Origin of the sequence: Mesorhizobium sp. M8A.F.Ca.ET.208.01.1.1, assembly GCF_004791315.1 — a bacterium.
Taxonomy (GTDB): domain Bacteria; phylum Pseudomonadota; class Alphaproteobacteria; order Rhizobiales; family Rhizobiaceae; genus Mesorhizobium.
The window spans coordinates 1,212,935-1,237,665 of record NZ_SRUT01000001.1; the positions used below are offsets into that span (position 1 = coordinate 1,212,935).

The 24,731-nt window shown below is 61.1% G+C and carries 29 protein-coding genes and 4 tRNA genes; 10 read left to right on the top strand and 23 right to left on the bottom strand.

What is annotated here, in order from left to right; translation table 11 throughout:
* Window positions 1–7 precede the first annotated feature (7 nt).
* Together secE and EN851_RS06045 are read right to left on the bottom strand one after the other, a co-directional pair.
* Window positions 8–211: a preprotein translocase subunit SecE gene (gene secE / locus EN851_RS06040; protein WP_013531408.1), complete on the bottom strand. Its 204-nt coding sequence runs from the start codon at window positions 209–211 to the stop codon at window positions 8–10.
* Between the two features lie 880 nt (window positions 212–1,091).
* Window positions 1,092–2,012: a LysR family transcriptional regulator gene (locus EN851_RS06045; protein ID WP_135867794.1), complete on the bottom strand. Its 921-nt coding sequence runs from the start codon at window positions 2,010–2,012 to the stop codon at window positions 1,092–1,094.
* 119 nt (window positions 2,013–2,131) lie between these two features.
* Here EN851_RS06045 and EN851_RS06050 point away from each other — a divergent pair, with 119 nt between their 5' ends.
* Both EN851_RS06050 and EN851_RS06055 read left to right on the top strand, forming a co-directional pair.
* The gene (locus EN851_RS06050; protein WP_127279519.1) at window positions 2,132–2,677 is read left to right on the top strand and encodes a hypothetical protein; all 546 of its coding nucleotides are present in this window, start codon (window positions 2,132–2,134) and stop codon (window positions 2,675–2,677) included.
* A gap of 11 nt (window positions 2,678–2,688) precedes the next feature.
* Window positions 2,689–3,669: an NAD(P)H-quinone oxidoreductase gene (locus EN851_RS06055; RefSeq protein WP_135928765.1), complete on the top strand. Its 981-nt coding sequence runs from the start codon at window positions 2,689–2,691 to the stop codon at window positions 3,667–3,669.
* Between the two features lie 359 nt (window positions 3,670–4,028).
* Here EN851_RS06055 and EN851_RS06060 read toward each other — a convergent pair.
* From EN851_RS06060 to tuf, 5 genes are all read right to left on the bottom strand, one after another.
* Window positions 4,029–4,104, bottom strand: a tRNA-Trp gene (locus EN851_RS06060).
* 77 nt (window positions 4,105–4,181) lie between these two features.
* On the bottom strand, window positions 4,182–4,733 hold the full coding sequence (locus tag EN851_RS06065) for a putative glycolipid-binding domain-containing protein (RefSeq protein ID WP_135915619.1): 552 nt from the start codon (window positions 4,731–4,733) through the stop codon (window positions 4,182–4,184).
* Between the two features lie 29 nt (window positions 4,734–4,762).
* Complete coding sequence (locus tag EN851_RS06070) at window positions 4,763–5,245, bottom strand: group II truncated hemoglobin (protein ID WP_135928766.1); 483 nt, start codon at window positions 5,243–5,245, stop codon at window positions 4,763–4,765.
* 95 nt (window positions 5,246–5,340) lie between these two features.
* Complete coding sequence (locus EN851_RS06075) at window positions 5,341–6,993, bottom strand: hypothetical protein (protein ID WP_135929162.1); 1,653 nt, start codon at window positions 6,991–6,993, stop codon at window positions 5,341–5,343.
* A 164-nt stretch (window positions 6,994–7,157) separates the two neighbouring features.
* Window positions 7,158–8,333, bottom strand: coding sequence for an elongation factor Tu (gene tuf, locus EN851_RS06080; RefSeq protein ID WP_135928767.1), 1,176 nt, complete (start codon window positions 8,331–8,333; stop codon window positions 7,158–7,160).
* 293 nt (window positions 8,334–8,626) lie between these two features.
* Between tuf and EN851_RS06085 the strand changes: the two genes are divergently transcribed.
* A complete protein-coding gene (locus EN851_RS06085) occupies window positions 8,627–9,514 on the top strand; it encodes a DMT family transporter (RefSeq protein ID WP_127869376.1) in 888 nt (295 codons plus the stop codon).
* 107 nt (window positions 9,515–9,621) lie between these two features.
* Here EN851_RS06085 and EN851_RS06090 read toward each other — a convergent pair whose 3' ends face one another.
* Complete coding sequence (locus EN851_RS06090; protein ID WP_127279958.1) at window positions 9,622–9,879, bottom strand: GlsB/YeaQ/YmgE family stress response membrane protein; 258 nt, start codon at window positions 9,877–9,879, stop codon at window positions 9,622–9,624.
* A 130-nt stretch (window positions 9,880–10,009) separates the two neighbouring features.
* Between EN851_RS06090 and EN851_RS06095 the strand changes: the two genes are divergently transcribed.
* On the top strand, window positions 10,010–10,474 hold the full coding sequence (locus tag EN851_RS06095; RefSeq protein ID WP_135928768.1) for a YidB family protein: 465 nt from the start codon (window positions 10,010–10,012) through the stop codon (window positions 10,472–10,474).
* A gap of 77 nt (window positions 10,475–10,551) precedes the next feature.
* Here the strand turns inward: EN851_RS06095 and EN851_RS06100 are convergent.
* The 5 genes from EN851_RS06100 to EN851_RS36190 form a co-directional block, all read right to left on the bottom strand.
* A tRNA-Gly gene (locus tag EN851_RS06100) sits at window positions 10,552–10,625 on the bottom strand.
* 131 nt (window positions 10,626–10,756) lie between these two features.
* Window positions 10,757–11,365, bottom strand: a complete 609-nt coding sequence (locus EN851_RS06105; RefSeq protein ID WP_127869378.1) for an isochorismatase family cysteine hydrolase — start codon at window positions 11,363–11,365, stop codon at window positions 10,757–10,759.
* Window positions 11,366–11,376: 11 nt separating this feature from the next.
* On the bottom strand, window positions 11,377–11,787 hold the full coding sequence (locus EN851_RS06110; RefSeq protein ID WP_135928769.1) for a DUF427 domain-containing protein: 411 nt from the start codon (window positions 11,785–11,787) through the stop codon (window positions 11,377–11,379).
* 384 nt (window positions 11,788–12,171) lie between these two features.
* Entirely contained in the window at window positions 12,172–12,603 is a 432-nt protein-coding gene (locus tag EN851_RS06115; protein ID WP_127869715.1) for a hypothetical protein, read from the bottom strand.
* Between the two features lie 254 nt (window positions 12,604–12,857).
* On the bottom strand, window positions 12,858–13,292 hold the full coding sequence (locus tag EN851_RS36190; RefSeq protein ID WP_189521830.1) for a hypothetical protein: 435 nt from the start codon (window positions 13,290–13,292) through the stop codon (window positions 12,858–12,860).
* Window positions 13,293–13,362: 70 nt separating this feature from the next.
* Here EN851_RS36190 and EN851_RS06125 point away from each other — a divergent pair, with 70 nt between their 5' ends.
* On the top strand, window positions 13,363–13,656 hold the full coding sequence (locus tag EN851_RS06125; protein WP_245512036.1) for a hypothetical protein: 294 nt from the start codon (window positions 13,363–13,365) through the stop codon (window positions 13,654–13,656).
* A gap of 90 nt (window positions 13,657–13,746) precedes the next feature.
* Here EN851_RS06125 and EN851_RS06130 read toward each other — a convergent pair.
* A tRNA-Tyr gene (locus EN851_RS06130) sits at window positions 13,747–13,831 on the bottom strand.
* A 184-nt stretch (window positions 13,832–14,015) separates the two neighbouring features.
* Here EN851_RS06130 and EN851_RS06135 point away from each other — a divergent pair.
* Window positions 14,016–14,864 (top strand): RNA methyltransferase, encoded by an 849-nt coding sequence (locus tag EN851_RS06135; RefSeq protein WP_135864256.1) that lies wholly within the window; start codon window positions 14,016–14,018, stop codon window positions 14,862–14,864.
* 125 nt (window positions 14,865–14,989) lie between these two features.
* Here EN851_RS06135 and EN851_RS06140 read toward each other — a convergent pair whose 3' ends face one another.
* From EN851_RS06140 to gcl, 3 genes are all read right to left on the bottom strand, one after another.
* Window positions 14,990–15,964: a 2-hydroxy-3-oxopropionate reductase gene (locus tag EN851_RS06140; protein WP_135928770.1), complete on the bottom strand. Its 975-nt coding sequence runs from the start codon at window positions 15,962–15,964 to the stop codon at window positions 14,990–14,992.
* A 136-nt stretch (window positions 15,965–16,100) separates the two neighbouring features.
* Complete coding sequence (gene hyi / locus EN851_RS06150) at window positions 16,101–16,898, bottom strand: hydroxypyruvate isomerase (RefSeq protein WP_127280220.1); 798 nt, start codon at window positions 16,896–16,898, stop codon at window positions 16,101–16,103.
* Between the two features lie 71 nt (window positions 16,899–16,969).
* Window positions 16,970–18,751: a glyoxylate carboligase gene (gcl, locus tag EN851_RS06155; protein WP_135928772.1), complete on the bottom strand. Its 1,782-nt coding sequence runs from the start codon at window positions 18,749–18,751 to the stop codon at window positions 16,970–16,972.
* Window positions 18,752–18,958: 207 nt separating this feature from the next.
* On the opposite strand from gcl, the gene bhcR reads away from it, so the two are divergent.
* Window positions 18,959–19,780 carry an HTH-type transcriptional regulator BhcR gene (gene bhcR / locus EN851_RS06160; RefSeq protein WP_135929163.1) on the top strand — a complete coding sequence of 274 codons (822 nt, stop codon included), beginning with the start codon at window positions 18,959–18,961 and terminating at the stop codon, window positions 19,778–19,780.
* Here bhcR and EN851_RS06165 read toward each other — a convergent pair whose 3' ends face one another.
* Complete coding sequence (locus EN851_RS06165) at window positions 19,781–20,140, bottom strand: hypothetical protein (RefSeq protein ID WP_127279644.1); 360 nt, start codon at window positions 20,138–20,140, stop codon at window positions 19,781–19,783.
* 121 nt (window positions 20,141–20,261) lie between these two features.
* Between EN851_RS06165 and EN851_RS06170 the strand changes: the two genes are divergently transcribed.
* Window positions 20,262–20,693 (top strand): hypothetical protein, encoded by a 432-nt coding sequence (locus EN851_RS06170; protein WP_135880276.1) that lies wholly within the window; start codon window positions 20,262–20,264, stop codon window positions 20,691–20,693.
* Between the two features lie 86 nt (window positions 20,694–20,779).
* On the opposite strand, the gene EN851_RS06175 is transcribed toward EN851_RS06170, so the two are convergent.
* From EN851_RS06175 to EN851_RS06185, 3 genes are all read right to left on the bottom strand, one after another.
* A complete protein-coding gene (locus EN851_RS06175; RefSeq protein WP_127279642.1) occupies window positions 20,780–21,085 on the bottom strand; it encodes a BA14K family protein in 306 nt (101 codons plus the stop codon).
* 295 nt (window positions 21,086–21,380) lie between these two features.
* Window positions 21,381–21,602 carry a hypothetical protein gene (locus EN851_RS06180; RefSeq protein ID WP_135928773.1) on the bottom strand — a complete coding sequence of 74 codons (222 nt, stop codon included), beginning with the start codon at window positions 21,600–21,602 and terminating at the stop codon, window positions 21,381–21,383.
* A gap of 179 nt (window positions 21,603–21,781) precedes the next feature.
* Window positions 21,782–21,949: a hypothetical protein gene (locus EN851_RS06185; RefSeq protein WP_135928774.1), complete on the bottom strand. Its 168-nt coding sequence runs from the start codon at window positions 21,947–21,949 to the stop codon at window positions 21,782–21,784.
* 158 nt (window positions 21,950–22,107) lie between these two features.
* Here EN851_RS06185 and EN851_RS06190 point away from each other — a divergent pair.
* Window positions 22,108–22,183: transfer RNA gene (locus tag EN851_RS06190), tRNA-Thr, on the top strand.
* A 58-nt stretch (window positions 22,184–22,241) separates the two neighbouring features.
* On the opposite strand, the gene EN851_RS06195 is transcribed toward EN851_RS06190, so the two are convergent.
* Both EN851_RS06195 and EN851_RS06200 read right to left on the bottom strand, forming a co-directional pair.
* Window positions 22,242–22,811 carry a DUF2569 family protein gene (locus EN851_RS06195; RefSeq protein WP_135915539.1) on the bottom strand — a complete coding sequence of 190 codons (570 nt, stop codon included), beginning with the start codon at window positions 22,809–22,811 and terminating at the stop codon, window positions 22,242–22,244.
* Between the two features lie 124 nt (window positions 22,812–22,935).
* Window positions 22,936–23,550: a TetR/AcrR family transcriptional regulator gene (locus tag EN851_RS06200; protein WP_135928775.1), complete on the bottom strand. Its 615-nt coding sequence runs from the start codon at window positions 23,548–23,550 to the stop codon at window positions 22,936–22,938.
* 91 nt (window positions 23,551–23,641) lie between these two features.
* On the opposite strand from EN851_RS06200, the gene EN851_RS06205 reads away from it, so the two are divergent.
* Entirely contained in the window at window positions 23,642–24,727 is a 1,086-nt protein-coding gene (locus EN851_RS06205; protein ID WP_135928776.1) for a spermidine/putrescine ABC transporter substrate-binding protein, read from the top strand.
* Window positions 24,728–24,731 lie beyond the last annotated feature (4 nt).

Below are 24,731 nucleotides of genomic sequence, written 5' to 3' on the forward strand. Positions count from 1 at the left end.
GCCGGACTTAGCGTCCAATGCCCAGAATCTGCTCGACCGCGAGGCCCATGAGCTGATCGGCGGTGAAGAAGAAGATCATCGCGATCACAGCAAAAGCCAGGACCATGACCGTCGAGATCATCGTCTCGCGACGCGACGGCCAAGTCACCTTGGCTGTCTCCGCGCGCACCTGCTGGAGAAAGACGAAAGGATTTGTGGTTTTCGAAGCCATATGCCGCCTGTCTTCAAGACCCGTTGGCCGGGCCCCCTGGATGATCCCGCTGACCGGGACGTGCCGCCTGAGCCCAACCTCGCGCCGAATCAGCGCAATCATTTCGCCCATGCAAATCAGACGCGTAAAGCCGGCTTCCCAGCTTCACGCGTCGCGTGTCTGTTCCATCTACATAAAACCGATTCTTGATCCACGCAAGTGGCAAGTGTCCGCTTTATGACCAAACGCCGCCTCGGAACCATCCAGTCGTTCCGTCCCGGCTATGGCGCCCTTATGCCCCAATCGGGCTAATATGGCAAGCGGGTCGCCGATTTTCAAAGGCAGCCCGCAAAAATCGTTGTGATGCCATCTTGGAAAATGGCACGGGCAGCAGGGCTCGAACCTGCGGTTTTGGAGACCGAATAGCCTTCACTCATCCGATTGTTTTACCAGCAATTTACGACATATCGGCATTCGATGTGCAAAGATTTGTGTAAGAAATCGTCAATCCAAATGCCTGCTACGCGGCGCGTTCAGTAAATCCTGGCGGCACGATCGGTGGGGCGGGAAGTAGAAGGGACACGGCGGGCGCAAGCTTTCCCGACAGCTTGCCCTCAAAGTCCGGCAATGTCGTCGGCATGCCCGATGTGAGCGCCTTCACCACATCATCCAGCGTGGTGAAGATCGTTTGGTCAATGACAAGGGTTGCCTAGGTAACTATTTGAAGAACTTGGCGCACCGCGCCGGATGATGATGAGAGCTACGTCTACGCTATAGCCCTCCTGTAAGCCGATGCGAATTCCGCATGAACGGCTGCCAAATGGCGCTCGCCGGATAGGCCGGGATTGGAACGTGAACGAAAGCTATGTTCTGAAATCAGAGTGTTGCGTCTACAGGCGCGTTACTGCTCCCAAGTCGGCGGCGTCCCGATCTGTTTGCGCAATGCTGTCATGAACGCACCAAGTTTTGCGGATGGCTTGGCGAGTGCCCGCAGTAGATAAATGCCGGTGGGGCGCCTGTTCCAACTCTCGCCGCCAAGGCCAAGGCGGATCAGCGCTCCGCTTCGCACGTCTGGACCAACAACCCAGTCCGCCAATAGGCCAATACCCATGCCTACGAGTGTGGCCAAGCGCATGGCCTCGAAATCGTCCGAGCGAAAAGCAACTCTGTCCAGCGCATCGCTACCCGCAGGGCGGCCCAGCACATCGCTCCAGCCGAGAAGGTCAGCGCCATGCAGTTTGTCGATGAGCGCATGTTTTGAGAGCGAGGCCACGTCCGCAGGCGTCCCTTTGCTGTCCAAATAAGAAGGACTAGCGACCAGAAGCCGCTTCTGGTCGGCGAGTTTGGTGGCGATCAAGCTGCTGTCGGATAATTCGCCGATGCGGATCACGGCATCGAAACGGTCCGCAACAGGATCCGCGAGTTTTTCAGTGAGATCAATTTCTGCCGTGATAGCGGAGTGCTCTGCCATCAACGATCCAAGGGCCGGAATTACATAGCGCCTCCCGAATGTAGGAAAGCAGGCTATCCGCACCACCCCTGCTATTGCGCCATCAAAGGCAGCGATTTCCGCCCGTGTATCGGCCAGCGCATCCAGAAGATGCTGCGCGCGCTCAAACAGCCTTTGACCGGCATCGGTCAGCGCCAAGGCGCGAGTGGAGCGGATGAGGAGCGGTACGCCCAGGCTCTCCTCCATGGCTCCGATCTGACGCATGATGGCGGATGGGGTCACCGCCCGGCGCCGCGCTGCACTGGAGAAGCTGCCGCCGCGGACGACATCGACAAAAATGGCCATCTGCTCGGCGAAACGAGGATCGGTCATTTGTGCGGCCAGCGCAAAACGGTTTGAAAGACAGCGGACATTATCATCGGCGCACCGGCAGCGCATATTTTCTCGCGTCGGGCGGGATGCTTCCGCCCCCAAAACCGAAGGAAAAACACATGGTTGCCGTTCTCGAAGACCGTATTCTGTCGCAGTCTGCCTATAGCGCCGAGATCGATGTGCCGCTAGAGGCTATCGACATCGCCGATTGGCTGTTCACCCTGCCGGAAGCCGAATACCAGCGCTGCTGCGTTCCTGACCATATCGCGGCCGGTGTTACCACGACGGATGATGGTCGCCGCATGTCCATCAATGTCGAGCAAATCGGCTCGGGCCTGGTCGTCCAGCATTATATCGCCGAGGTTGCCGAGAAGAACTATTGCCGGATGAATTCGATCTCCGATGTCTTCACCGCCAATGGCCGCACCCAGGTCAATGTGGTGTGGGAATTGATCGCTGAAGCCATGGACGACGGGCGCACCCGCTACACCAATCGCGTCACTGCGCATCCCACCGATGTGTTCATGGCTTTCCTCGCTGAACATGGCCTCTCCTATGAAGATGCCGCCAAGGCACGCCAAGACGCGGGTGGCGATCACAACAGCCGCGAAACCCCTATGTTTGCCGCCAGCATTGCCCGGCGCGCGCTTGCCAACCGCAAATAAGGTTCAGAGCCATGCGCGCTATCGTCTATGAAGAGTTCGGTGCGGCAGAGGTTCTGCATGTGGCCGAGGTTCCTGTACCCCACATCCGTCCCACCGATCTTTTGGTCAAGGTTGCTGCGGCGGGTGTCAATCGCGCCGATCTCCTGCAGCGCACCGGCTTTTACGGCGCGCAACACTTCGGCGAGAGTCCGCTTCTCGGGTTGGAAGTGGCGGGCGAGGTGATTGCAGTCGGCGATGCCGTAACAGACGTCGAGATTGGCGCGCGGGTGATGGCGATTGTCGGCGGCGGCGGTTACGGCGAGATTGCCCGCGTCGATCGCGCCATGGCGGCGCCCATTCCAGAGAGTATGCCCTTTCACGAAGCGGCGGCGGTGATGGAATCCTTTGTTACCGCCGTCGAGGCGGTTTCAAATCTGGCTCAAATCAACACCGGCCAAAAGGTGCTTGTCCATAGTGCGGCGGGCGGGATCGGCTCGGCTGCTGTACAGGTTGCCCATAGCTTGGGAGCGGTGGTGTATGCCACCGCTTCCGCGTCCCGCCACGATGATGTGCTGAGCATTGGCGCAGATGTCGTCATCGATTACCGGACGGGCGATTTCGAAGCCGAGATTGCCGCGCGCACAGGCGGCACAGGAGTGGATGCGGTGATTGATTTTGTTGGCGGCGACTATCTCGCCAAGAATTTGCGCAGCCTGAGGCCGGGCGGGGTACTGGTGCAGGTAGGCATCTTGAGCGGCCAGAATGATGCTGTCATTCCGCTCAATCTTGTTCTGCACAATCATCTGCGTCTCGTCGGCACGGTCATGAAGTCACGCACAGCCGCAGAGAAGCGGGCCATGGTCCAACGCTTCGCGGCCCTCGCCTTGCCGCTATTCGCAGCGGGGAGACTGCGTCCCTTGATTGATCACGTATTCCCGCTCGCCGAAGCCGCAGACGCCCACCGCCGGATGGAAGCGGGCGACGGCTTCGGCAAGATTGTGCTGACGCTTTGAGTCCCCACAATCTCGCGGCGCAATCTGGAGAGGAAATTATGGCGCGCCCGACGCGATTCGAACGCATGACCCCCTCCTTCGGAGACCGTGTTCGCTCAGTGACATGAATGCTTCTAACCAACTGAAAAGATTGGTGGGCGGTACAGGATTCGAACCTGTGACCCCTACCGTGTGAACGTCGAACAGTGCCAAATCGGGCTGTCATTGCGCCGATAGACGCGAACTTTGCCTTCCAGAATCGTGTGCTTTTCCGCCACCGCCACACACTCCCTGCGCGCGTGCAGGTTTGTGAAAGACATATGCAAGGCTAATGTCAGCCCGACAAAGCTATCTCTAGGCGCCTGATTTTCCTTGGAAAATGGCACGGGCAGCAGGGCTCGAACCTACGACCTGCGGTTTTGGAGACCGCCGCTCTACCAACTGAGCTATGCCCGTACACGTGCGCCTCGGCGCAGGCGCTTCCTAAAAGCTTCCGCACGCTCTGTAAAGAGTGGTTTGCAAGCAAACATGCCTTAACCCCTGCGCCAGAAATCGGGATAGTCGACGACCAGCCCCTCGGCATCGATCTCCAGCTCCCGCCTGAAGTCGCTCGCGCGCGATTCATAGAGGTAGCGCCTGCCCTCTTCGAGGCACGTGTAACGCTGCGGGTTGCGCACGACAGTGAGTGCCGGGAAATCGATGAAGGCCGTGGCGATCTCGGCACTCTGCCCGGCCGAAAGCGCCAGGCGCCGGATCGGCAGCGTGTTGGTAAAGGGCGTGACGGTGAGGTCGGGTTCGAGCACGCCCGCCAGCTCGGGCATCGGCAGGCCGTCCCTGGTCCAATGACCATCGCCATCGGAGGCCAGGACAAGCGTCCGGCCATCGCCGATCATATCGACCGTGACACTCTTCGCGTGCCAGCCGGCATCGCAGGTAATGCGGTAGCGGACCGCAAATGGCGTCTCGCCCGAGCAGATGACGACTGAATCGGCCAGGAACCGGCCCGCTTGCTCCCCCAGCACAAGATGTTCGAAGCCCGGTCCATCCCACTCGCGCCAGCGCACGATCTTGGCATCTTGCGGCATCAATCATCGACCTCCCTGGCAAGCGGAAGCTATTTTGCGTCCGGCACCCGGTACGGCCCGCCAGGCACTCCCCAGCCCCAGGCGGGCATCGGTTCGGCCTCGGGATCGCAGGTCTCGCCGAGATTGGAATTCATCTTGGCCAGTCGAGACCCCCATTCGACGTAGCCCATGAAGGCGGAACGGAATTCTGGATCGTCCGGCAGGCCGACCTGATCCGCCGCGTCGGCGAGAAGATTGATCCAGCGGCGGCGCTGCTCCTCGGTCAAATGCTTGCCCAGATGATGCATGACCATTTCGCGGTGGCCGCCGAATTCCTCGCTGTAGGTTTTCGGTCCGCCGAAGACCTCGCCGATGAAGGCGGCGACATGGGCCGGGTGATCCGGCGACATGTGTTTGAACACCGGGCCAAGGACCGGATCCTTTGCCACCTTGTCGTAGAAGGTTTGCGTCAGCCGGTTCAGCGCCTCGCTGCCGCCGGCCCACTCGTAGAGTGTCGGAACGTCCTGGCTCATTCTCGATCCTTCGCCAGCCCCGCAGCCGCGACGATAGCGGAAATCGAGCATGGCTCAACCTGCCTCGATGGGCAGTTTGCCGACGTCGCCGTGCTCTACAGCTTGGCAGGCGCATCAGCCTGTGCATTGGCGGCTGGCAGGCCTTGGCAATTGTCGGGCTTGGCAATGGCCTTGCAAACCGTGGAGCCGGTCAGCGCGTCGACCGATTGCGGTCCCGTTGTCAGTCCAGCCTTCAGCATCGTGTCCGGGTCAAGTTGCCCCTCGGACGAGCGTCGCTCGATCGCCGCGAACAGAGCTGGACCGATCGCCATCTCGTTGAGATACGCCTTGACCACCAGCTTCTGTCCCATCGGATACAGGCTGAGCCGCGCCCGGGGCCCGACAAGCCGTCTGGCACCGCCGGCGACCATGAGCGCACAGGCAGAATCACACTCCACCCCGGCATCGATGGTCAACCCCGCATAGGCTCCCTCCGTGGCCAGGCAATTCCACGCGCCGGGGTCGCAGTCGACGAAATCGGTCCGGGCAACGGCGATGTCGAGCTTTCTTTCATGGATAAGTCGTCCCATTGCGAGAGCGCTGGGCAGGTCGCCACCGCGTGAACTGATGACGACAGGCAGCCGCCGATGGCCAAGCGTGGCCAGCAACTGCCGCAGTTTCCGCGGCGTCTGGTTCGTTATCGCACCTTCCGCCGATATCCATTCCGGACAGTCGGGATTGCACAGCGGGTTGCTGCCGCGAACCACGATGAAGCGCATGTCCCCGCCGGCCTTCGCGGTGTCCGGTTGAACGGGTCCGGCAGTCATGGATTTTTCCGCGGCCGATGGCGTCGTCTTGTTTGCAGGTCCAGCTACCTCCCGGCAGTTCGCGGCCGGCCGGTCCAGCCTGCACAGGCTTGCCGTGGTCAACAAATCTACCGCGTCCCGGCTGGTGACCAGCTTCATCGTCAACATGGCGTCGAGCGGAATCTGACGAATCTCGCTCGCCGGCGTGGCCTTCATGATTTCCAGCACGCCATCGCCTATACCCATTTCCCTCAGGTACACCGAAAGCGTCTTCTCGACGGTCCCGCTCATCTCGTAGGTTTTGTAGCTGCCTGCGTTTTTACGGCTGACCACCTTGGTGCTGATGATCTTCTTCTTGCCGTTCACGATCCGGTACGTGGTCCGGTAGAGCAGCCTCTCGCGGTGGAACGTGGTGGTGATCTGGTGGACGCCGAGATAGCCGTAATCTCCAACCACGCGGCGGACACCGCCGGAAAACATCAATGGACAGGCCGAATTGCACATGGCTCCGTCGTCATAGGCCACCCCGAAATAGTCGGCACCCTTGCCCTTGTTGTCCTCGCAGTCGCCCATTGCCGGCTGGCAACCGGAAAAAACCGTCACGCCGACGGCGATATCGAGCTTGTTCTTGCGGATCATCCGGCCCAGGGCCAGCGCCGCATCGACATTACCGCCGGGCGAATTGACGACCACCGGCAATTGCCTTCCCTTGAGCGCCTTGAGCGTGCGCTTGAGGAGCGACGGCGTGTCCGCCGCGATGGTGCCGTCCGCCGATATCCATTCAGGACAGTTGGGTTCGCATCCCGGAGCGTTGCTGCGCACGACGACGAAGCGCATCGGCGGGATTTCGGGAGGCCCATCTTCCGCTTGCGCTGTCACAATAGGCAGAGCCATGGCGACGACGAGGCAAACCAGTGCCCACAACCGCCATGCCTTCCCATCGAAACGGCGCCTTGAGACCACTGTTGGCAAAGCTCCCTTGGTGCAACCTATACTAGTTGCAGCCATGACGCTTGCAACAGCTTTGAGAGGCCCTCGCAATACTTGCGCTGCCAAGCGCACGAAACGAAAAAAGGGCGGCCCCGAGGCCGCCCTTTCCTTGTCGAACCGGCAGCAGCCGGTCTCGATTATTCCTTGATGGTGACGACGATGCCGGCACCGACGGTGCGGCCGCCTTCACGGATGGCGAAGCGCAGCTTCTCTTCCATGGCGATCGGCACGATCAGCTCGACATCGACCGTGATGTTGTCGCCAGGCATCACCATCTCGGTGCCTTCCGGCAGCGACACGATGCCGGTCACGTCGGTCGTGCGGAAGTAGAACTGCGGACGGTAGTTGGTGAAGAACGGCGTGTGACGGCCACCTTCGTCCTTGGTCAGGATGTAGGCTTCGGCCACGAACTTCTTGTGCGGCTTCACCGTGCCCGGCTTGGCCAGAACCTGGCCGCGCTCGACGCCTTCACGGTCGACGCCGCGCAACAGCGCGCCGATGTTGTCGCCAGCCTGGCCCTGATCGAGCAGCTTGCGGAACATTTCCACGCCCGTGCAGGTCGTCTTGGTCGTCGGATGGATTCCGATGATTTCCAGTTCCTCGCCCACCTTCACCACGCCGCGCTCGACGCGGCCGGTCACGACCGTGCCACGGCCCGAGATCGAGAACACGTCCTCGATCGGCATCAGGAACGGCTTGTCGAGCGGACGAACCGGCGTCGGGATGTAGGCGTCGACCTGAGCCATCAGCTCGCGGATCGCGTCCTCGCCGATCGTCTTGTTCGAATCCTCGAGTGCGGCAAGCGCCGAACCCTTGACGATCGGAATGTCGTCGCCGGGGAATTCGTTCTTCGACAGCAGTTCACGAACCTCGAGCTCGACCAGTTCGAGCAGCTCGGCGTCGTCGACCTGATCGACCTTGTTCAGGAACACCACGATCGACGGCACGCCGACCTGACGGGCAAGCAGGATGTGCTCGCGGGTCTGCGGCATCGGGCCGTCGGCGGCAGACACGACCAGGATCGCGCCGTCCATCTGCGCGGCGCCGGTGATCATGTTCTTCACATAATCGGCGTGGCCGGGGCAGTCGACATGCGCGTAGTGGCGGTTCTCGGTCTCGTATTCGACGTGAGCCGTCGAGATCGTGATGCCGCGCGCCTTCTCTTCCGGCGCCGCGTCGATCTGGTCATAGCGCTTGTATTCGCCAAAATACTTGGTGATCGCAGCCGTCAGCGACGTCTTGCCGTGATCGACGTGACCAATCGTGCCGATGTTCACATGAGGCTTAGTGCGCTCGAATTTACCTTTTGCCATAGTCTCTTTCCTTGGACGGCCTGGACCTTCAGTTCAGTCGAATGCGGGGCGATTAGCGAGAAAGGCCAAAAAACACAAGCGTCTTTTGCCCGGGCGCCATCTCACTCGGCCAGAACCCATGATCCGATTGCGGGGATATGGCACCGATATAGGGACGCGACATTGAAAATGGAATGGGCGAAGGCCGACGGAGCAATGCGGGGTTTCCTGCGGCTTCTACATCCCTCACTGTTGAGTTTGTTGGCGGTCCATGGCCCATTGCGGCGACGATCCGCGTCTGATTTCCTGCGCAGATGCATTTCATCCCGACTGCCATTCGCGGCCCGCTGTTCATGATCGTCTCGACCGGGTCGTATCTGGTCAACGACACGATGATGAAGCTCGCCACTGCCGGCTTGCCGTCCTACGAAGTGCTCTTCCTGCGTGGTGCCGCGGCAACGCTGTGGGGCTTTCCGCTGTTGTTTGCGCTCGGCTACGGCAAGCAAGTCCCTCTGATCTTCGACAAGCGGGTGCTGGGAAGGAACCTGCTCGAGTTGGCGGCGATCCTCTGTTACGTCGTCGCGCTCGCCAACATGCAGATCGCCGATTCCACCGCGCTGGGGCAGATCACGCCGCTCCTGATGCTGGTCGGATCCTCGATCCTGTTTGGCGAGCGTATCGGCGGCCAACGCATGGCGCTGATCGGACTCGGCTTCATCGGCGCGCTGATGGTGGCGCAGCCGACGATGCAAGGCATTTCGGTCTACGCCTTGCTGGCGCTCGGCAACGCGACATTCGCCGCCGCCCGCGATCTGGCCGGCCGCAAGATCACCGCCGAAGTGCCAGGAATGATCGTGGCGATCTCGGCGGTCGTCGTGGTCCTGATCGGCGCCGGCACCGCGCATCTGGTTTCCGAGCGCTGGGTGGCGCCGGAGGCGCATCACCTGCTGCTGATGGCGGGAGCCGGTTTCTTCCTGATCTTCGGCCACTTCTTCATCTTCATGGCCTACCGCGTCGGACCGACCGGAGCGGTAGCGCCGTTCTACTACTGCTTCACGGTCTGGGCCGTCATTTCCGGCCTGCTGGTGTTTGGGCAATTCCCCAATGCACTGGCGGTCTGCGGCATCCTGCTGGTCGTCTGCAGCGGGCTGACCATCGTGTCGCTGGACCAGCGCAAGCGTCGGCTGGCCGTGGTCGCCTGATCCGCGGCGGCACGCCGGCATATGGCTTCCGATGCCGTGAGCGCAGGCAGCACCGACGGCGGATTATCGCAATTCGGGATTCGGCAGAGCTGGTAGTCTGCCGACGCCTAGATGGTCCGCTTGCCCGAGAACTGATGATAGGCCCACAACACCACGACGGCACCCACGACCGCGACGATCAAGCTGTAGATGTTGAGGCCGGTGACGCCCGAAGCACCGAAGGCACTGAAGATCAGGCCGCCGACAATGGCACCGACAATGCCGAGCACGATATCCATGATCATGCCCTGACCAGTCTTGTTGACGATCTTGCTGCCGATGAAGCCGGCGATGACGCCGAGAATGATCCAGCTGATGATACCCATTTTTTTCCTCTCCATCCCCCGCCAACCCGACATTTTCATATGAATGTCAAAACCACAAGCCAGCTTGAAATTCCGTCCGATTGCGCCAATGTTGACGATGGGCAGGGCTTGGCCAGATGGAGGATCCACTATGGGACTTTTTGACAACGCCGTTCCCGGCGGCAACATCACCAAACCGCTGATGATCGCGCTCGGTGCGCTGCTGGTCGGAAAGATGCTGAGCGGCAGAAGCGCCGAACAGCCGGACCAGCCTCAAGCACCCGTGCCGGCCGATCCCACTGCCGCCGGAACCGCATCTGGTGACGGCGGCCTGCTCGGCGGACTGGGCGGCCTGCTCGACAAGCTCAAGAATGCCGGCCATGGCAATGTCGCCGACTCGTGGGTCGGCACCGGGCAGAACCAATCGATCAACCCCACTGAGCTGGGCAACGCAATCGGACCGCAAGTCATTCGCGAGATCGCCCAACGGACGGGGCTCGACGAACAGGAGCTGCTCAAGCAACTATCGGCTGCCTTGCCCGGCATCGTCGACAAGCTGACGCCGAACGGCCAGGTGCCGCAGCAGCACCAGGTCGCGTCCGCGTTCAACGGCTAGCGCGGCGCACGCCAATGCCTGAAGCGCTGCGCGCCTGCCGCGCAGTGTTTCGGCTTGCCGACATGTAGCTGAAAATCTGGAGCGGGTAGCGGGAATCGAACCCGCACCAAGAGCTTGGAAGGCTCATGTGATACCATTTCACCATACCCGCGCACGCACGCCCTAGCTATTCGACAAGGTTGCGAAGGTCAAGAAGCTCTCGCGACCCAATAGACATTGCTGGCAAGGCTCGATGGCTGAGGCAGGTCGCAGGCATTGAATGCCTGGCAGACGACCGGCAAGTCAGACCCAGTTCGAGAGAACCGTCTCCATCTCGACCGTCTCCACCTGCTGTGCGAACCGTTGGTGATAAACGGTCAACAGCGCGTCATGCGTGGCATCGGAAGAACTGCACAGCGCGTCCGTAACGAGAACCACGCGATAGCCGAAATCGATCGCTCCGAGCACCGTAGCCAGAACGCACACGTCGGTTTCGCCGCCGGTGATGACTAGCGTGTCGATGTCGCGTTCGTTCAGAAAGGCCCTGAGGTGACCTTCGAACCAGGGCGAGTATATGTGCTTGTCGATGACGGCCGCCGGCGGGCAGTAAGCGGCCAGTGCCGGCAACAAGTCGACCATTTCGGACCCGATATTTTCGATCGCCATCGAGGCCCAGCGCTCATAATAGCGCTTCCATGTGCCAACGCCCTGCCCGGGCTTTTGCGCGGGCAGGAAGCGCGTGAAGACGGTCTCTGGCGCTCGTCTTTCGACCAGGCTCTCGATTTGAGGAAGGACACGGGTGATCCAGGGGGTCGCCCATTGCGACGGCTCGGCAAACAGCCTTTGCATATCCACGCAGACATGCATGCATCGGCGCCCCAACGGACCATATGCCAAGCCCGGCATCGACATGGAAGATAATCCTATTCCATGATATGGGGGGTGTGCCGTTTGTCCTCCATCGGGTCGACATCGATGCGCGCCTTTCGCGGATCGAAAGCGCCATGACCTGCAATGGCCCGCGCTGCAGTATCGGGCGTCTCGTATGTCCACATGAAGTCGTCGGCCGAGCTACCGACAGCATGGACCCGCCAATAGCTCGCGGTTCCCTTGAGCGGTGAGCTGCTTGTGGTGTTGGTCTTTTCGAAAAGGTCGAAATAGATGTCCTCGAAAGGGACAAAGAATGTCGGCTCCTGTCCCTCTTCCCTGAGAACCTTCGCGTGCTCCGTGGCCGCGACCACGGCGTCGGAAAATCGCACCGTCACCGTTCCGGCAAACGGTTCTATGGTCAGTTGGCGAAAGTCGTGTCCTGAAGTTGCGGCTGAAGTTTGCATCCGAATTCTCCCTGGCTATCGTTTCGATCCACCAATGGAGACGAAATGCGCGGTGATGCATCAGGTTCCAGCTTGTGCGATTGAAGCCGAATGGACCGCTGAGCAGCGATTATCAGCTGCCGAAACTGTTGAGAAGCACATCAACAGCCGCGAAACCTCTTGTGAGGCCTCACGTGTTGGAAGTGCCCGACAGCGTCCAGGACCAACCGTCTGTAGGACGCACAGTGCCCGTTTGCCGCCGCCGTCGCCGGCGGGACGCAGAAGGAGTAACGTGCAGCCGTTCGGCTATGCCACGAACACAGGGACTGATCGACAAGACGGATCAGGTGGGTCGCACCGTGCGGTCGCGAACAGATGACGGTCCTCACCTGAGCCCGGCACGCATCAGAACATGATCCTTTGCCTCAACCAGGCAAGAAACCTGTTGCCGCCAATTGTCGCGCGGACCCGAGCGGCGGCCCACCCCGCTTTCATGGTGGCGCCTACGTGACAATCGCAAACGATGTCGTGCAGTTGCCAGTCATTCAGTTCGAAGAAGCGCTTGGCCTCGCCATAAGTGTCATCCCTTAGACCCGACGCGCGCAGCACCGGGTCTTCGAAGGCAACAGCGATCGCCGACCCTTCGCCGCGTGCCATGGCGCGTACCTCCGGATGCAGATGTTCGGTCCCTCTAAACGCGCCAAGGCATCGCTCGGGATTCTGATCGAGAAGTTCGGCCCATCGCGCGATCCGCTCTTCTCGGGTCATTTCCGAATGTGGCGCCGAGGATTCAATCCTGGCGACGGCCTGCAGTTGGTCGAGTGTCTGGTGTTTCATGGTCAACTCCTGTCGTGAAGGGAGAAGCGCCCACGCCTTCAAGGAAATTATCGCGCGGCTGTGCTTCGACAAGGCGCGAAACCGGAAGAATTCGGCGCCACCGAACGCGACTGACCGGATCCTAAATGCGCTGACAGCGGTCGCTGAAAGGCGCGCATTCTATGAACCTCTGCGGGCCTCTGCTGATAGAGGGCCGGTCTCCCATAGCGACCTAGCACCCCGGCGGGCAGTCCGGAGGTTGCGTTTATCGCATCCTACTTCTTGATAATGTTCCCGTCGCGCAGGTCGAATGCTTCGGTGCCGCGAGCCTGGCGGTAGAAATCGTCCTGCAATTCACCCCATTCGCCGAGGAAGGCACCGCAATTGCTGCAATAAATTGGCGTCGACTCCTTGGCATCGTCGGGAATGTCCATCTGGATCGTCCCGCAAGCCTTGCAATCGAGTTTGTCGTCCAATTGGCGTCCCATTTTCCAATGATCGCGCATTTGGAACCAATTGTCGATTTCGTAGGGAGGCACGATTCCAAACCAGCCGCTCCAGCGGCAAGCGGGCGACTGAAATTGCGCAGCGGCCGCCGTGGTACGGAACCATCGCCCGGCACAAGGGTTGTCCTCGACGTTTCGAAAAAAGCAGGGAACGACGATGCGGATGTTGATGATAGTTGCCGTGCTTTCCGGAGTGGGCGTCACGCAGCCCCTCCATGGGCAAGCCATCAGCCCGCAGGTTCCTCTGCTGACACCCGTTCCTCAGACGACACCCTTGGAGCCCGAGCCGGACCAGATACCGCTGCCCGAGCAAGGGGCCGCCGACCAGAATTTCACCGGCGTTGCCATTGTCGCCGTCGAGGATCTGCCCGCGGAAATCAAAGCGCAGGCGGAAGCCGTGATTACCCAGACAAGTGCGGAAGATCTGCTGCGGCTGCAGAACTCCATCGACGCATCGCCTCAGGCAACAACGGCGCTGAGGGCGAACGGGCTCAACTCTTCACAGGTCGTGGCCGCCAACATCGATGGTGATGGCACGCTGACATTGATCATCCAGACGACAACGTGATCGGCACCCGGGGTGCCGGATTGACCCGAAAAGCGCGATGCACCTTTTCGATCCGATGTTTTTCACGTTTCAGGGCTTCCGGGCCGGCAGTGGTGGAGAGGGTTGGATTCGAACCAACGTAAGCTAAGCTAACGGATTTACAGTCCGTCCCCTTTAACCACTCGGGCACCTCTCCAGTCTGCCGCCGGAGCCATTCACGCCGATCCGGACCCGAGTTGTCTTCTCCGAAATCAGCGAAGCGCCTTATGGCGGCAAGGCCAGTGGGTGTCAACCGCGCAGGAAGGGTTTTTCGATGTTGTTCGCCGGCTGCGGCGACAGGGCATATCCTTGGCGGGAGGAGACGGCTATAGAAGCCGGCCATGAGCAACAATTCCAACACCCCGAAAGACACCCACTACGCCAAGCTCCGCCGCGCCTTTCGCGACGAGAAGAGCGGCGGCGCGCCGGCGTTCAGGCCTCGCCAACCCGTACCACCGGGCGAAAACGCCGGGGATGGCCTGGTGCGCCTTTATGGCCTGCACACTGTGCGAGCCGCGCTCGACAATCCGCGCCGCCGGATCAAAAAAATGCTGGTGACACGCAATGCCGCCGAACGGCTCGAGATCGGTGATCTTGCCGCCCTGCCCTTCAAGGCGGAACTGGTCGAACCCAGGGACATCGACAAGGTCACCGGGTCGGACGCCGTGCATCAGGGCGTGCTGATAGAGGCCGAGCCGCTGAAGCCCAAGCGCCTCGACGCGCTTGGCGACACCAGGCTGGTGCTGGTGCTCGACCAGGTCACCGATCCGCACAATGTCGGCGCCATCCTGCGTTCGGCGGTCGCCTTCGGCGCCGGCGCGCTGATCACCACGGCGCGCCATAGCCCGCAAGAATCGGGCGTGCTGGCGAAATCCGCCTCCGGCGCGCTGGAGCATATCGACCAGATCGAGGTGAAGAACCTCGCCGACGCGCTCGGCCAACTGCACGAGGCCGGCTTCCAGACCATCGGGCTCGATTCGGACGGGCAGGCGGAACTCGAAACCAGCTTTGCCGGCGACAGGATAGCACTGGTACTCGGCGCCGAGGGCAAGGGCCTACGCCAGAAGACGCGCGAGACGGTGACGACACTGGCCCGCCTCGACATGCCCGGCGCCATCCGCTCGCTCAACGTGTCGAACGCCGCGGCGGTGAGCCTTTATGCGGCGCGGGCATTTCTGAAGCGCGGCTGAGCCGCGGCAAGCCGCCTGCCAAAACATCTCGAAACGAGAAACGGGTTCCAGCGACAGCGCTGGAACCCGTTCTTGTGTAGGACAAGAGCTGGCGGCCTGGGAACATTGTGCCGCCCTCTCCCGCCCTATGCCGCTTTGCCCTTCACTTCAGCCGCCTCGCCGCCGACCTCGAAATTGGCCATCCGCTCCAGCGCCCTGACCAGCGCCGAGTGATCCTCCTTCGCCCCGCCATTGGCGGCGCAGGAGTTGAACAACTGCTGGGTGGTCGATGTATTGGGCAGCGACACGCCGAGCGCCTTCGCACCCTCCAGCGCCAGGTTGAGATCCTTCTGGTGCAGTTCGATGCGGAAGCCCGGCGCGAAAGTGCGCTTGACCATGCGCTCGCCATGCACTTCGAGAATGCGCGACGCTGCCAGCCCGCCCATCAGCGCTTGCCTGACCTTGGCCGGGTCTGCGCCGGCTTTCGATGCAAAAACAAGCGCTTCGGCGACGGCTTCAATGGTCAGCGCGACGACGATCTGATTGGCGACCTTGGTCGTCTGTCCGACGCCATTCGGCCCGACCAAAGTGATGTTCTTGCCCATTTTCTCGAATACGGGTTTCGCGCGCTCGAAGGTCTTTTCGTCGCCGCCGACCATGATGGTGAGGGATGCGGCCTTGGCGCCGACTTCGCCGCCCGAAACCGGCGCATCGAGATAGTCGCAGCCGAGCTCGTTGATCTTTTTTGCGAATTCCTTGGTCTCGATCGGCGAGATCGAGCTCATGTCGATGACGAGCTTGCCTTCGGAGAGGCCAACGGCAACGCCGTTGTCGCCGAACAGAACGTCGGCCACCTGCGGTGTGTCGGGAACCATGGTGATGATGATGTCGGCCGCCTTGGCCACGGCGGCATGGCCGGTGACAGTCTTCAGCCCCTTGGCGGCAAGATCGGCTGGTGGCTTCGAGCGATGGTCACTGGCGATGACCCTATAGCCGGCATCGAGCAGGTGCCCCGCCATCGGCGCGCCCATGATGCCGAGGCCGATGAAGCCTATGGTTTCCATTGTGGTTCTCCTGAATATCTCGTTCGACTTCGTCGAAAGGCTGGCGCTGTCCCTCATCCGCCTGCCGGCACTTTCTCCCCGTATAGTGACGGGGAGAAGGGAAGCGCTCCGACGCTGGCGATCCCCTCTCCCCGTTCTTCACGGGGAGAGGGCAAGGGTGAGGGGCAGCGCCGACGTTGGTAGTTCCCGACGGCTAAGCCGCCGCGCTGCCCTGCCCGGCTAATTCCCGAAACCAGCCCAGCCCGGCGTCCGTACCCGCCTTTGGCTTGTATTCCGCACCCACCCAGCCGGAATAACCAATCCGGTCGATGTGTTCGTAGAGGAACGGAAAATTGATCTCGCCCGTCCCCGGCTCGTGACGGCCGGGATTGTCCGCAAGCTGGATATGCGCGATGCGGGGAAGGTTCGCTTCGATGGTACGGGCGAGATCCCCCTCCATGATCTGCATGTGGTAGATGTCGTATTGCAGGAACAGGTTCTTGGAGCCGATGCGGTCGATCAGCGCTAGCGCCTGGTCGGAATAATTGAGGAAGAAACCCTCGATATCGCGCGTGTTGATCGGTTCGATCAGCAACTTGATGCCGGCCTGCTCCAGTTTCTCCGCCGCGAAGGCAAGGTTTTCGGCGAAGACATTTTCAAGCGTGTCCCGTGCAATGCCCTGCGGCGCAATGCCGGCCAGGCAGTTGACCTGCTTGCAATCCAGCGCCTGCGCATAGGCGATCGCCTTGGCGATGCCCTGGCGGAACTCCGGCACGCGGTCCGGCAGCACGGCGATGCCGCGCTCGCCCTTGGCCCAGTCGCCCGCAGGCAGGTTGAACAGCACTTGGGTCAGGCCGTTCTTTTTCAGGCGGGCGGCGACCACCTCGGGCGCATGATCATAAGGGCCGATATATTCGACACCCTTGAAGCCGGCGCGGGCGGCGGCATCGAAGCGGTCGAGGAAATCGTCCTCGCCAAAGAGCATCGACAGATTGGCTGAAAAACGCGGCATTCTTTTTCTCCCTGGAGTATCGGACCCAAAAGTGGAAACCAGTTTTGGGGCAATCCGATGCTCAAACAAAATCAGTCGAGCATCACGATCGCGGTCGGCGCGTCTTCCTGACGTTCGGCAAGGTCCTCGAATTCGGTGATCTTGTCGATCTCGGTGCCCATCGAGATGTTGGTGACGCGTTCGAGAATGAATTCGAGCACGACTGGAACCTGGTGTTCCTTCATCAACCGCTCCGCTTGCTTGAAGGCGCCGGCGAATTCCTCCGGCTTGCGCACCCTGACCGCCTTGCAGCCCATCGCCTCGGCGACGGCGACATGGTCGACGCCGTAGCCGGCCTCCGGATCGTCAGTCCGGTTGATGTTCTCGAAGGCCAGGCTCACCTCATAGTCCATCGAGAAGCCGCGCTGCGCCTGGCGGATCAGGCCAAGATAGGCGTTGTTCACGACGACATGGATGTAGGGCAGCTTGTGCTGCGCGCCGACGGCCAGTTCCTCGATCATGAACTGGAAATCATAGTCGCCCGACAGCGCCACGATGGTGCGGTCGGGATCGGCGGCGCGCACGCCGAGTGCTGCCGGCAGGGTCCAGCCGAGCGGGCCGGCCTGGCCGCAATTGATCCAGTTACGCGGCTTGTAGACATGCAGGAACTGCGCGCCGGCAATCTGTGACAGGCCGATCGTGGTGACATAGGTGACGTCGCGGCCAAACGCCTTGTTCATCTCCTCGTAGACACGCTGCGGCTTCAGCGGCACCTGGTCGAAATGGGTCTTGCGTTTCATGGTCTTCTTGCGGTCCTGGCATTCCTTGGCCCAGCCCGACCAGTCGCGCAGCTTGCCCGCCGTCTTCCACTCGGTGGCGACGTCGAGCAGGATCTTCAGCGCCGCACCCGCATCCGAGACAACGCCGAGATCCGGCGCGAAGACACGGCCGATCTGCGTTGGCTCGATGTCGACATGGATGAATTTTTTTCCCCTGGTATAGACGTCCACCGAGCCGGTGTGGCGGTTGGCCCAGCGGTTGCCGATGCCGAAGACGAAGTCGGCTTCCAGCATCGTCGCATTACCGTAACGGTGCGAGGTCTGCAGTCCACACATCCCGGCCATCAGCCGGTGGTCGTCGGGGATGGCGCCCCAGCCCATCAGCGTCGGGATGACCGGAACGCCCGCAATCTCGGCAAATTCGATCAACAGGTCGGACGCGTCGGCATTGATGATGCCGCCGCCGGCGACGATCAGCGGCTCCTCAGCCCCATTGAGCATCGCCAGCGCCTTTTCAGCCTGGGCGCGGGTCATCGCCGGCTTGAACGGCGCCAGCGGCTCATAGGCATCGATGTCGAACTCGATCTCGGCCAGCTGGACGTCGACCGGCAGGTCGATCAGCACCGGACCTGGACGCGACGAGCGCATCAAGTGGAACGCCTTCTGCAGCGCCATCGGCACCAGATAGGGCTCCATCACCGTCACCGCCCATTTGGCGACGGGCGCAGCGATGGCGGCGATGTCGACGGCCTGGAAATCCTCCTTGTTGAGGCGGGCGCGCGGCGCCTGTCCGGTGATGCACAGGATCGGAATGGAATCGGCCGCGGCCGAATAGAGCCCGGTGATCATGTCGGTGCCGGCCGGCCCCGAAGTGCCGATACAAAGACCGATATTGCCCGCCTTGGCGCGGGTATAGCCTTCGGCCATATGCGAGGCGCCCTCGACGTGACGGGCAAGGACATGGCGGATGGTGCCCCTCGCCTTCATCGCGGAATACAGCGGATTGATCGCCGCGCCCGGCACGCCGAAGGCGCAGGAAATGCCTTCCTTTTCGAGAACGAGAACAGCGGCATCGACAGCGCGCATCCTGGCCATTTCCAGCCTCCACGAGATGATTGTTGGATGGCTAAGGATGTCACCGGGCGGGTAATTTTTCAATTTTTCCAGAATATTTTTTCATTTCTAGAAAACAGCTTCTACCAACTGATTTTGTTTCCTTTTCCCTTTTCCAGGATTTGCACCGAAAATTTCGTGAAAAACTTTTTCATTGCATCTTTGGAGAAACGGCCGAAAATGCCGGCCATGGAAACCAGCGAAAAACGTCAGCGCGGGCGCCCGCGCTCCTTCAACGGTCCAGCCGAAGCTTCCTCGGTGCAATCGCTCGACCGGGCCTTGCGTATCCTGGCCATTGTCGCGGAAGGCAGCGGCCTGTCGCTGAGCGAGATATCGGCGCAAAGCGGGCTTGCCGCTTCCACGGCCTACCGCATGCTGACGACACTCGAAAACCACAGCATGGTCGAGTTCGATACGTCAGACCAGCTCTGGTCGATCGGTGTCGAGACCTACCGCATGGGCGCGGCGTTCCTGCGCCGCCGCAAGCTGGTCGACCGCGCCCGCGTCGTCATGCAGGAATTGATGGAGAATACCGGCGAGACCGCCAATCTCGGCGTCGCCGAAGATGACTGCGTGGTCTTCGTCAGCCAGGTCGAGACGCATCAGGCGATCCGCGCCTTCTTCCGGCCCGGCACGCGCAGCCCCTTCCATGCCTCCGGCATCGGCAAGGCGGTGCTGGCGCATCTCGAACCGGAGCGCGTCGGAACCATCCTGCGCAAGGCGGGCCTGCAGCGCTATACGGACAAGACCCTGTCGGACATCTCCGCCCTCGCCCACGATCTGGCTGTTATCAAGCATCGCGGTTGGTCGGTCGACGACGAGGAGCGCCACCCCGGCATGCGTTGCGTCGCCGCCGCCATCTTCAACGAATATGGCGAACCGATAGGCGGGGTTTCCGTGTCGGGGCCGACGGTCCGGGTGACGCCGGAGCGGCTGGCCGAGATCGGACCGTTGGTGCGCAATGCGGCAACCGAAGTGACGCGGATGATCGGCGGCGTGCAAGCCGGCTGATCAACCCGCGCCGGGCAGCGCGCTTTTGGCCGCTATGTCGAAGAAATCGAGCAGGATCGCCATGCCGACACCGCAGGCGGTGAAGACGAGGCCGGCCATGAAGATGCGGTTGGCACGCTCATAGACCCGCCGCTGCAGGGATCTTGTGTCGAGCAGCAGCGACAGTGCCCGCATCTGCAAGGCGATGCCGACCAGGATCGGCAGAACGGCGACAAGGTGGTAGGTCTGCCACGGGATCGGGTTGGCGGCCCAATGGGTTATGAAGCCCAACGAAAATGCCAGCAGGATGCCGACAGTGGTGACCGTGCCGTTGCGGAAAACCGTTTCGATCAGGTCTTCTTTCGGGTCCTGCTCGTCCAAGCCACCCTCCCCTCAGTTGGCACCGGGATAGACTAGACGCTCCGAAAATCGCTGTATACCGCCGGCCGCATGGGATTTGACCGTCTTGCCGTGGCGCCTGGATGCATGCGAAAGGGCGCGAATGAGGAAACCGGTTCAGCTTTTGCTTGTGACTTCACTTTACGGGTGCGTGGCGGCGGCACCTCGACCCGATGCCGGCGACCAACGCGTCAATCCCATTCCGATCTCGCTGGCGCTGGAGGAGATCATCACGTCCGGTGTCCGCCAACACCTGCCGGATCCGGCCTCCGCCAAGTTCGGGACGATGCTCGCCGGCGAGCGAACGCTGAACGGCCACCGGGAGATTGTGATCTGCGGCACCGTCAGCGCCAAGGCCTCGTCGGGCGTCCATGGCGACAAGCCATTCATCGCCAAGGTCTATCCGGAAGCCGCAAGCAGCTTTGAACTGGTGGCGATGGGCGATGAGACGGAGGCAGCCCGGCTTCAAATTGGCGGCTCCTGCCGCGCGGCCGGTTTGCCGACCCTCGACACCGACACGAAGACGCACCTCTAGAAAGACGGTGTTCAAACGACAAAGAGGGGCTGCCTAGCAACCCCTCTTTCCTGTCGTTGGTCCACTTTCCTGTCGACTGCCTCCCCTCAGAGCCGGCAATAGTGGCTGTAGCCATCATGGCCGATATAGGTGTCGGAATCCGGATCGTAGCTCGCGTAGCGCTCGAAGCAGCGGCGGACGTGCCAGGAACCGCCATCTTCGTCGACATAGACAGTGCGCGGCTGCTGCTGGGCAAGCAGGCTGCCCAGGACGAAACCGCCGACGCCGGCGGCGATGCCGATGCCGAGGTCGTGGTGATGCGAGTGAGCCGCCGAGGGCTGGACGGTGCCGACCAAAGCGGCGGCGGCGACGGTGGTGGCGATGAGGCCGGAAACGAGTGTGCGCTTGAACATGACGATCTCCTTGCTTCGTTGACCGAGGCGATCCATCCGCCTCTTGATCATCTGTCGCCGCGGCATTGAAAAAGGTTCGACGGGGTTTTGATTTTTTTCGAACAAGCAGGAATCCGCTGCCTGAAAAGGCGGCGGCCCTCGCCGGCGTTGATCATCGAGACCCGTGCGCTTCGGCACATTGCGCCAATCGCGTCATCGCCCGTGGCGGCGACAGGAAGCGCCGTCTCCATGCAAAAGGGCGGCCGAAGCCGCCCTTTCCTGCACTGGTGTCTTCAATCACGCCGCGAGACTGCGCTCAGTAGATGATGATGTGGTGGCGATGATGATGGTGATGGTGATGGTGGCCATAGACCCACCAGTAATCCGGGTAGTCCGGGTAATCCTGGTAGTAGAGGTAGTCGTCGTAATGATGATGGCGATGCATGCCATGAGCCGACGAAGACTGAACGGTGCTGGCGAGCGCGCCGATTGCAACGACGATGGCGAGGAGGCCGGAAACGAAACTGCGCTTGAACATGATGATCTCCTGGATCTCTGATCGAGGCGACCATTCGCCTCTGAGGATCAGTCGGCGTTGGGCAGCGAAAGGTTCGACAGGATCAGGAGATTTTTTTGTGGCAGTAGGCAGTACGCAGTAGCGAAACGGCACCATGCGCATCCGAACGATGCAACCCCCATTCCCTATTCCCTATTTTCTCACCCCATGCCGGTGATATGGCGCAGCCAGAAAGCGAGCGCGATGAAGCCGATGATCGTGGTGACGCCGGTCCAGTCGACATTGGCATTCTTCACGTCACTGATGAGCTTCACCAGCAGCATCCATGCCACGACAACGATAGGGAGAATGATGACAAGCCGTATCATGCGACACTCCGTTCAGCGCATTTGCATCTGCCCCGTTATGTAGGAAGCGCCTTCGCGGATTTCAGCACGCAGGCTCGGAGCATCATCCACCACGGCTGAGGTCCAAAAACGGAGTTTTGTCTTTACTGGCGCAACAAATATGCTAACCGGAGCGCCGTGCCCTTGTAGCTCAGCTGGTAGAGCAGCGGTTTTGTAAACCGAAGGTCGGCGGTTCGATTCCGTCCGGGGGCACCAGTTCTGACCAACGATTACCCCGAGAGCCAAAGACTTGCGAGCGCGATTGCGGGCACCCTTACGAGGCGCTCGCGATTTGGGCCGACACGTTCGTCCTGGTGAACGTATTCCTCACCCTCATAGACTTATAGAGATACGCAACCCAGAGTCCGGTTCCCGCAAACGAGGCCACGGGTGCCGCCAGTGCATCGCCTGCGAGCACCTGGTTCACCGGGACCCCCAGAATTGATGCGATCCAGATCGTGTCCAGGATAAAAACGACGGGGATCGCAAGCCACTGAAGCAGAAACAATTGCGGGAACCGTCGGCTTCGCCGCAGCATTGCCACCAGCACAACCAGCTGAAGCGCCAGGAATGCCAGATTAAGAGCAACCTCGCCATACACGGCCAGGGAGCCATTCGGGAGGATCATGAGTTGCTGGTAGCCGTCGGCCGAGCTGGCGAAGTCGGCGAGTGTGCGCAGCGGTGACAATGTCTGACCGATAGCCAGCAGCATCAGCCAGCCGCCGAAGCCCACAAGAGCCTCAGGATTCTGTGACGGCTTCGCGGCTGATCGAACAGCAAAGAAAACAGGCACGCCGATCAACAGCAGCACGATCACCCAATGCCAGATGGAAAACGCCCCCATTTACCCCTCCCTTTTATGCCCCTATAAGTTGTATCAGATTTCAAACTCAACTCAAGCACCGAGCTTTGCATAAGACGACGTGTGACGTCGAAGCGACGACTTCTCCTGCCTGCTCCTGACTCCCTCACACCCCGATCGCCGCCACCAATATCCTGTTCTGCCTGCGTATCGTCGCCCTCAGTTCCGGTATCCTCGCCTCTTCGCGTTTCACGAATTCGATGAACATCATGTTCATGTTGTTGAAGATCAGTTCGCCAAGCGCCGTGCCGTCGATGTCCCGCCGCACCAGGCCAATCTCCTGCAGCCGGGCGATCAGCGCGCGGATCTGTTCGGTGAGCGAGCGGTCGAGGCCGGTGTAAGCCTGGCCGAACGGGCTGTCGGGCAATTGCGTCGAGATCGCCATTGCCTGCCGCCACATCTCCTTGCTGAGATAGTGCAGCGAGTGTTCGATATAGATGCCAATCAGTGTGTCCAGCGCGTCGCCGACATTGGCCGGCGGCCGGGCGACCACGCCGCGCCCGGCATTGAGCACCTCGTTGACCTCCAGCGAGACGATGGCGCCGAGGATGTCGCCCTTGTTTTGGTAGTAATTGTAGATGGTCCCGATCGACACTTCGGCCTGCGCGGCGATCGCCTCGATCTTGGCGCCCTCATAGCCGGCCTCGCGGAAAAGTGCCGCAGCAGCCTCGATGATGCGCCTGTGACGGTCCGCCTTTTGCCGTGCCCGCAATCCGCTCATATCAGCCTCTTGCCACAAAAATCGAATTGACTCAATTTTAGAATTGGTTCAATTTTTTGCAAGAAGCCATAAAGGCAAGGGAGAACACTCGATGTCCATCAAATCCGGAAATCCGCTTTCCATCCTGAAGCGCCGGCTGCAGGCCGCGTGCGCCGCCACGGCATTGCTGCTTGCGGCCGGCAGCCTTGCCGAGGCCGCCGATCTCAACGCGCTGATCTGGTGCGATCATTCCGATCCGGCGCTGCTGCAGCCGTTCGAAGACGCCAACAACGTCAAGGTCAACGTCAAGGAATTCGAAGGCACCGGCGCCGGCCTCGCCATCGTCGAGCAGTCGCAGCCGGGCGATTGGGACGTGATGGTGATCGACAGCATCGACGTGCCGCGCGGCGTCGAAAAGGGCCTGTTCGAGCCGCTGCCGGAAGACAAGCTGCCCTTCGCCGACCTCTTCCCGCAGGTGAAGATGGACGGATCGACCGTCGTCGGCGGCAAGCGCTACGGCATCACCGAAAAATTCGGCTACAATACGATCGGCTTCAACAAGACCAAGGTCGACCCGGCCGACATGCAGTCCTTGGCGTCGCTGAGCAGCGACAAATACAAGGGCAAGGTCGCCATCTACGACTACTATCTTCCCGTGATCGGCATGGCCGCTCTCGCCATCGGCAAGAAGACGGCCGACCTCGGCGAAGCCGATCTGCCCGCCCTCAAGGCAGAGCTTCTCAAGATGAAGGCCAATGCGAAGCTGGTCGGTGAAGTCACCGCCAGCCAGACGGCGCTGGCGACCGGCGAGGTCGACATATTGGTCGGCGGCGGCGAATGGGTGACGGCAGGCCTTGCGAAGGAAAACCCGGCGCTGGACTTCTCCATTCCGAAAGAGGGTGCGGTGCTGTGGTCGCAGTCGCTCGCCATGTTCAAGGATTCCAAGAACAAGGACATGGCGCTGAAATTCATCCAGTACATCATGTGCCCGGAAGGCCAGGCGCGGCTTGCCACCTCCTCCTGCTATTGGGGCATGCCGTCCAACACCAAGGCCACACTGACCGACGACCAGAAGAAGGTCCTGCGCTTCGACGAGCAGCCTGGCTTCCTCGCCCGTGCGCAGGCCTACCCGGCGCCGAATGCCGATCTCGACAAGAAGATGCAGGATATGTGGACCGAAATGCTGCAGGCGAAATGAGCGA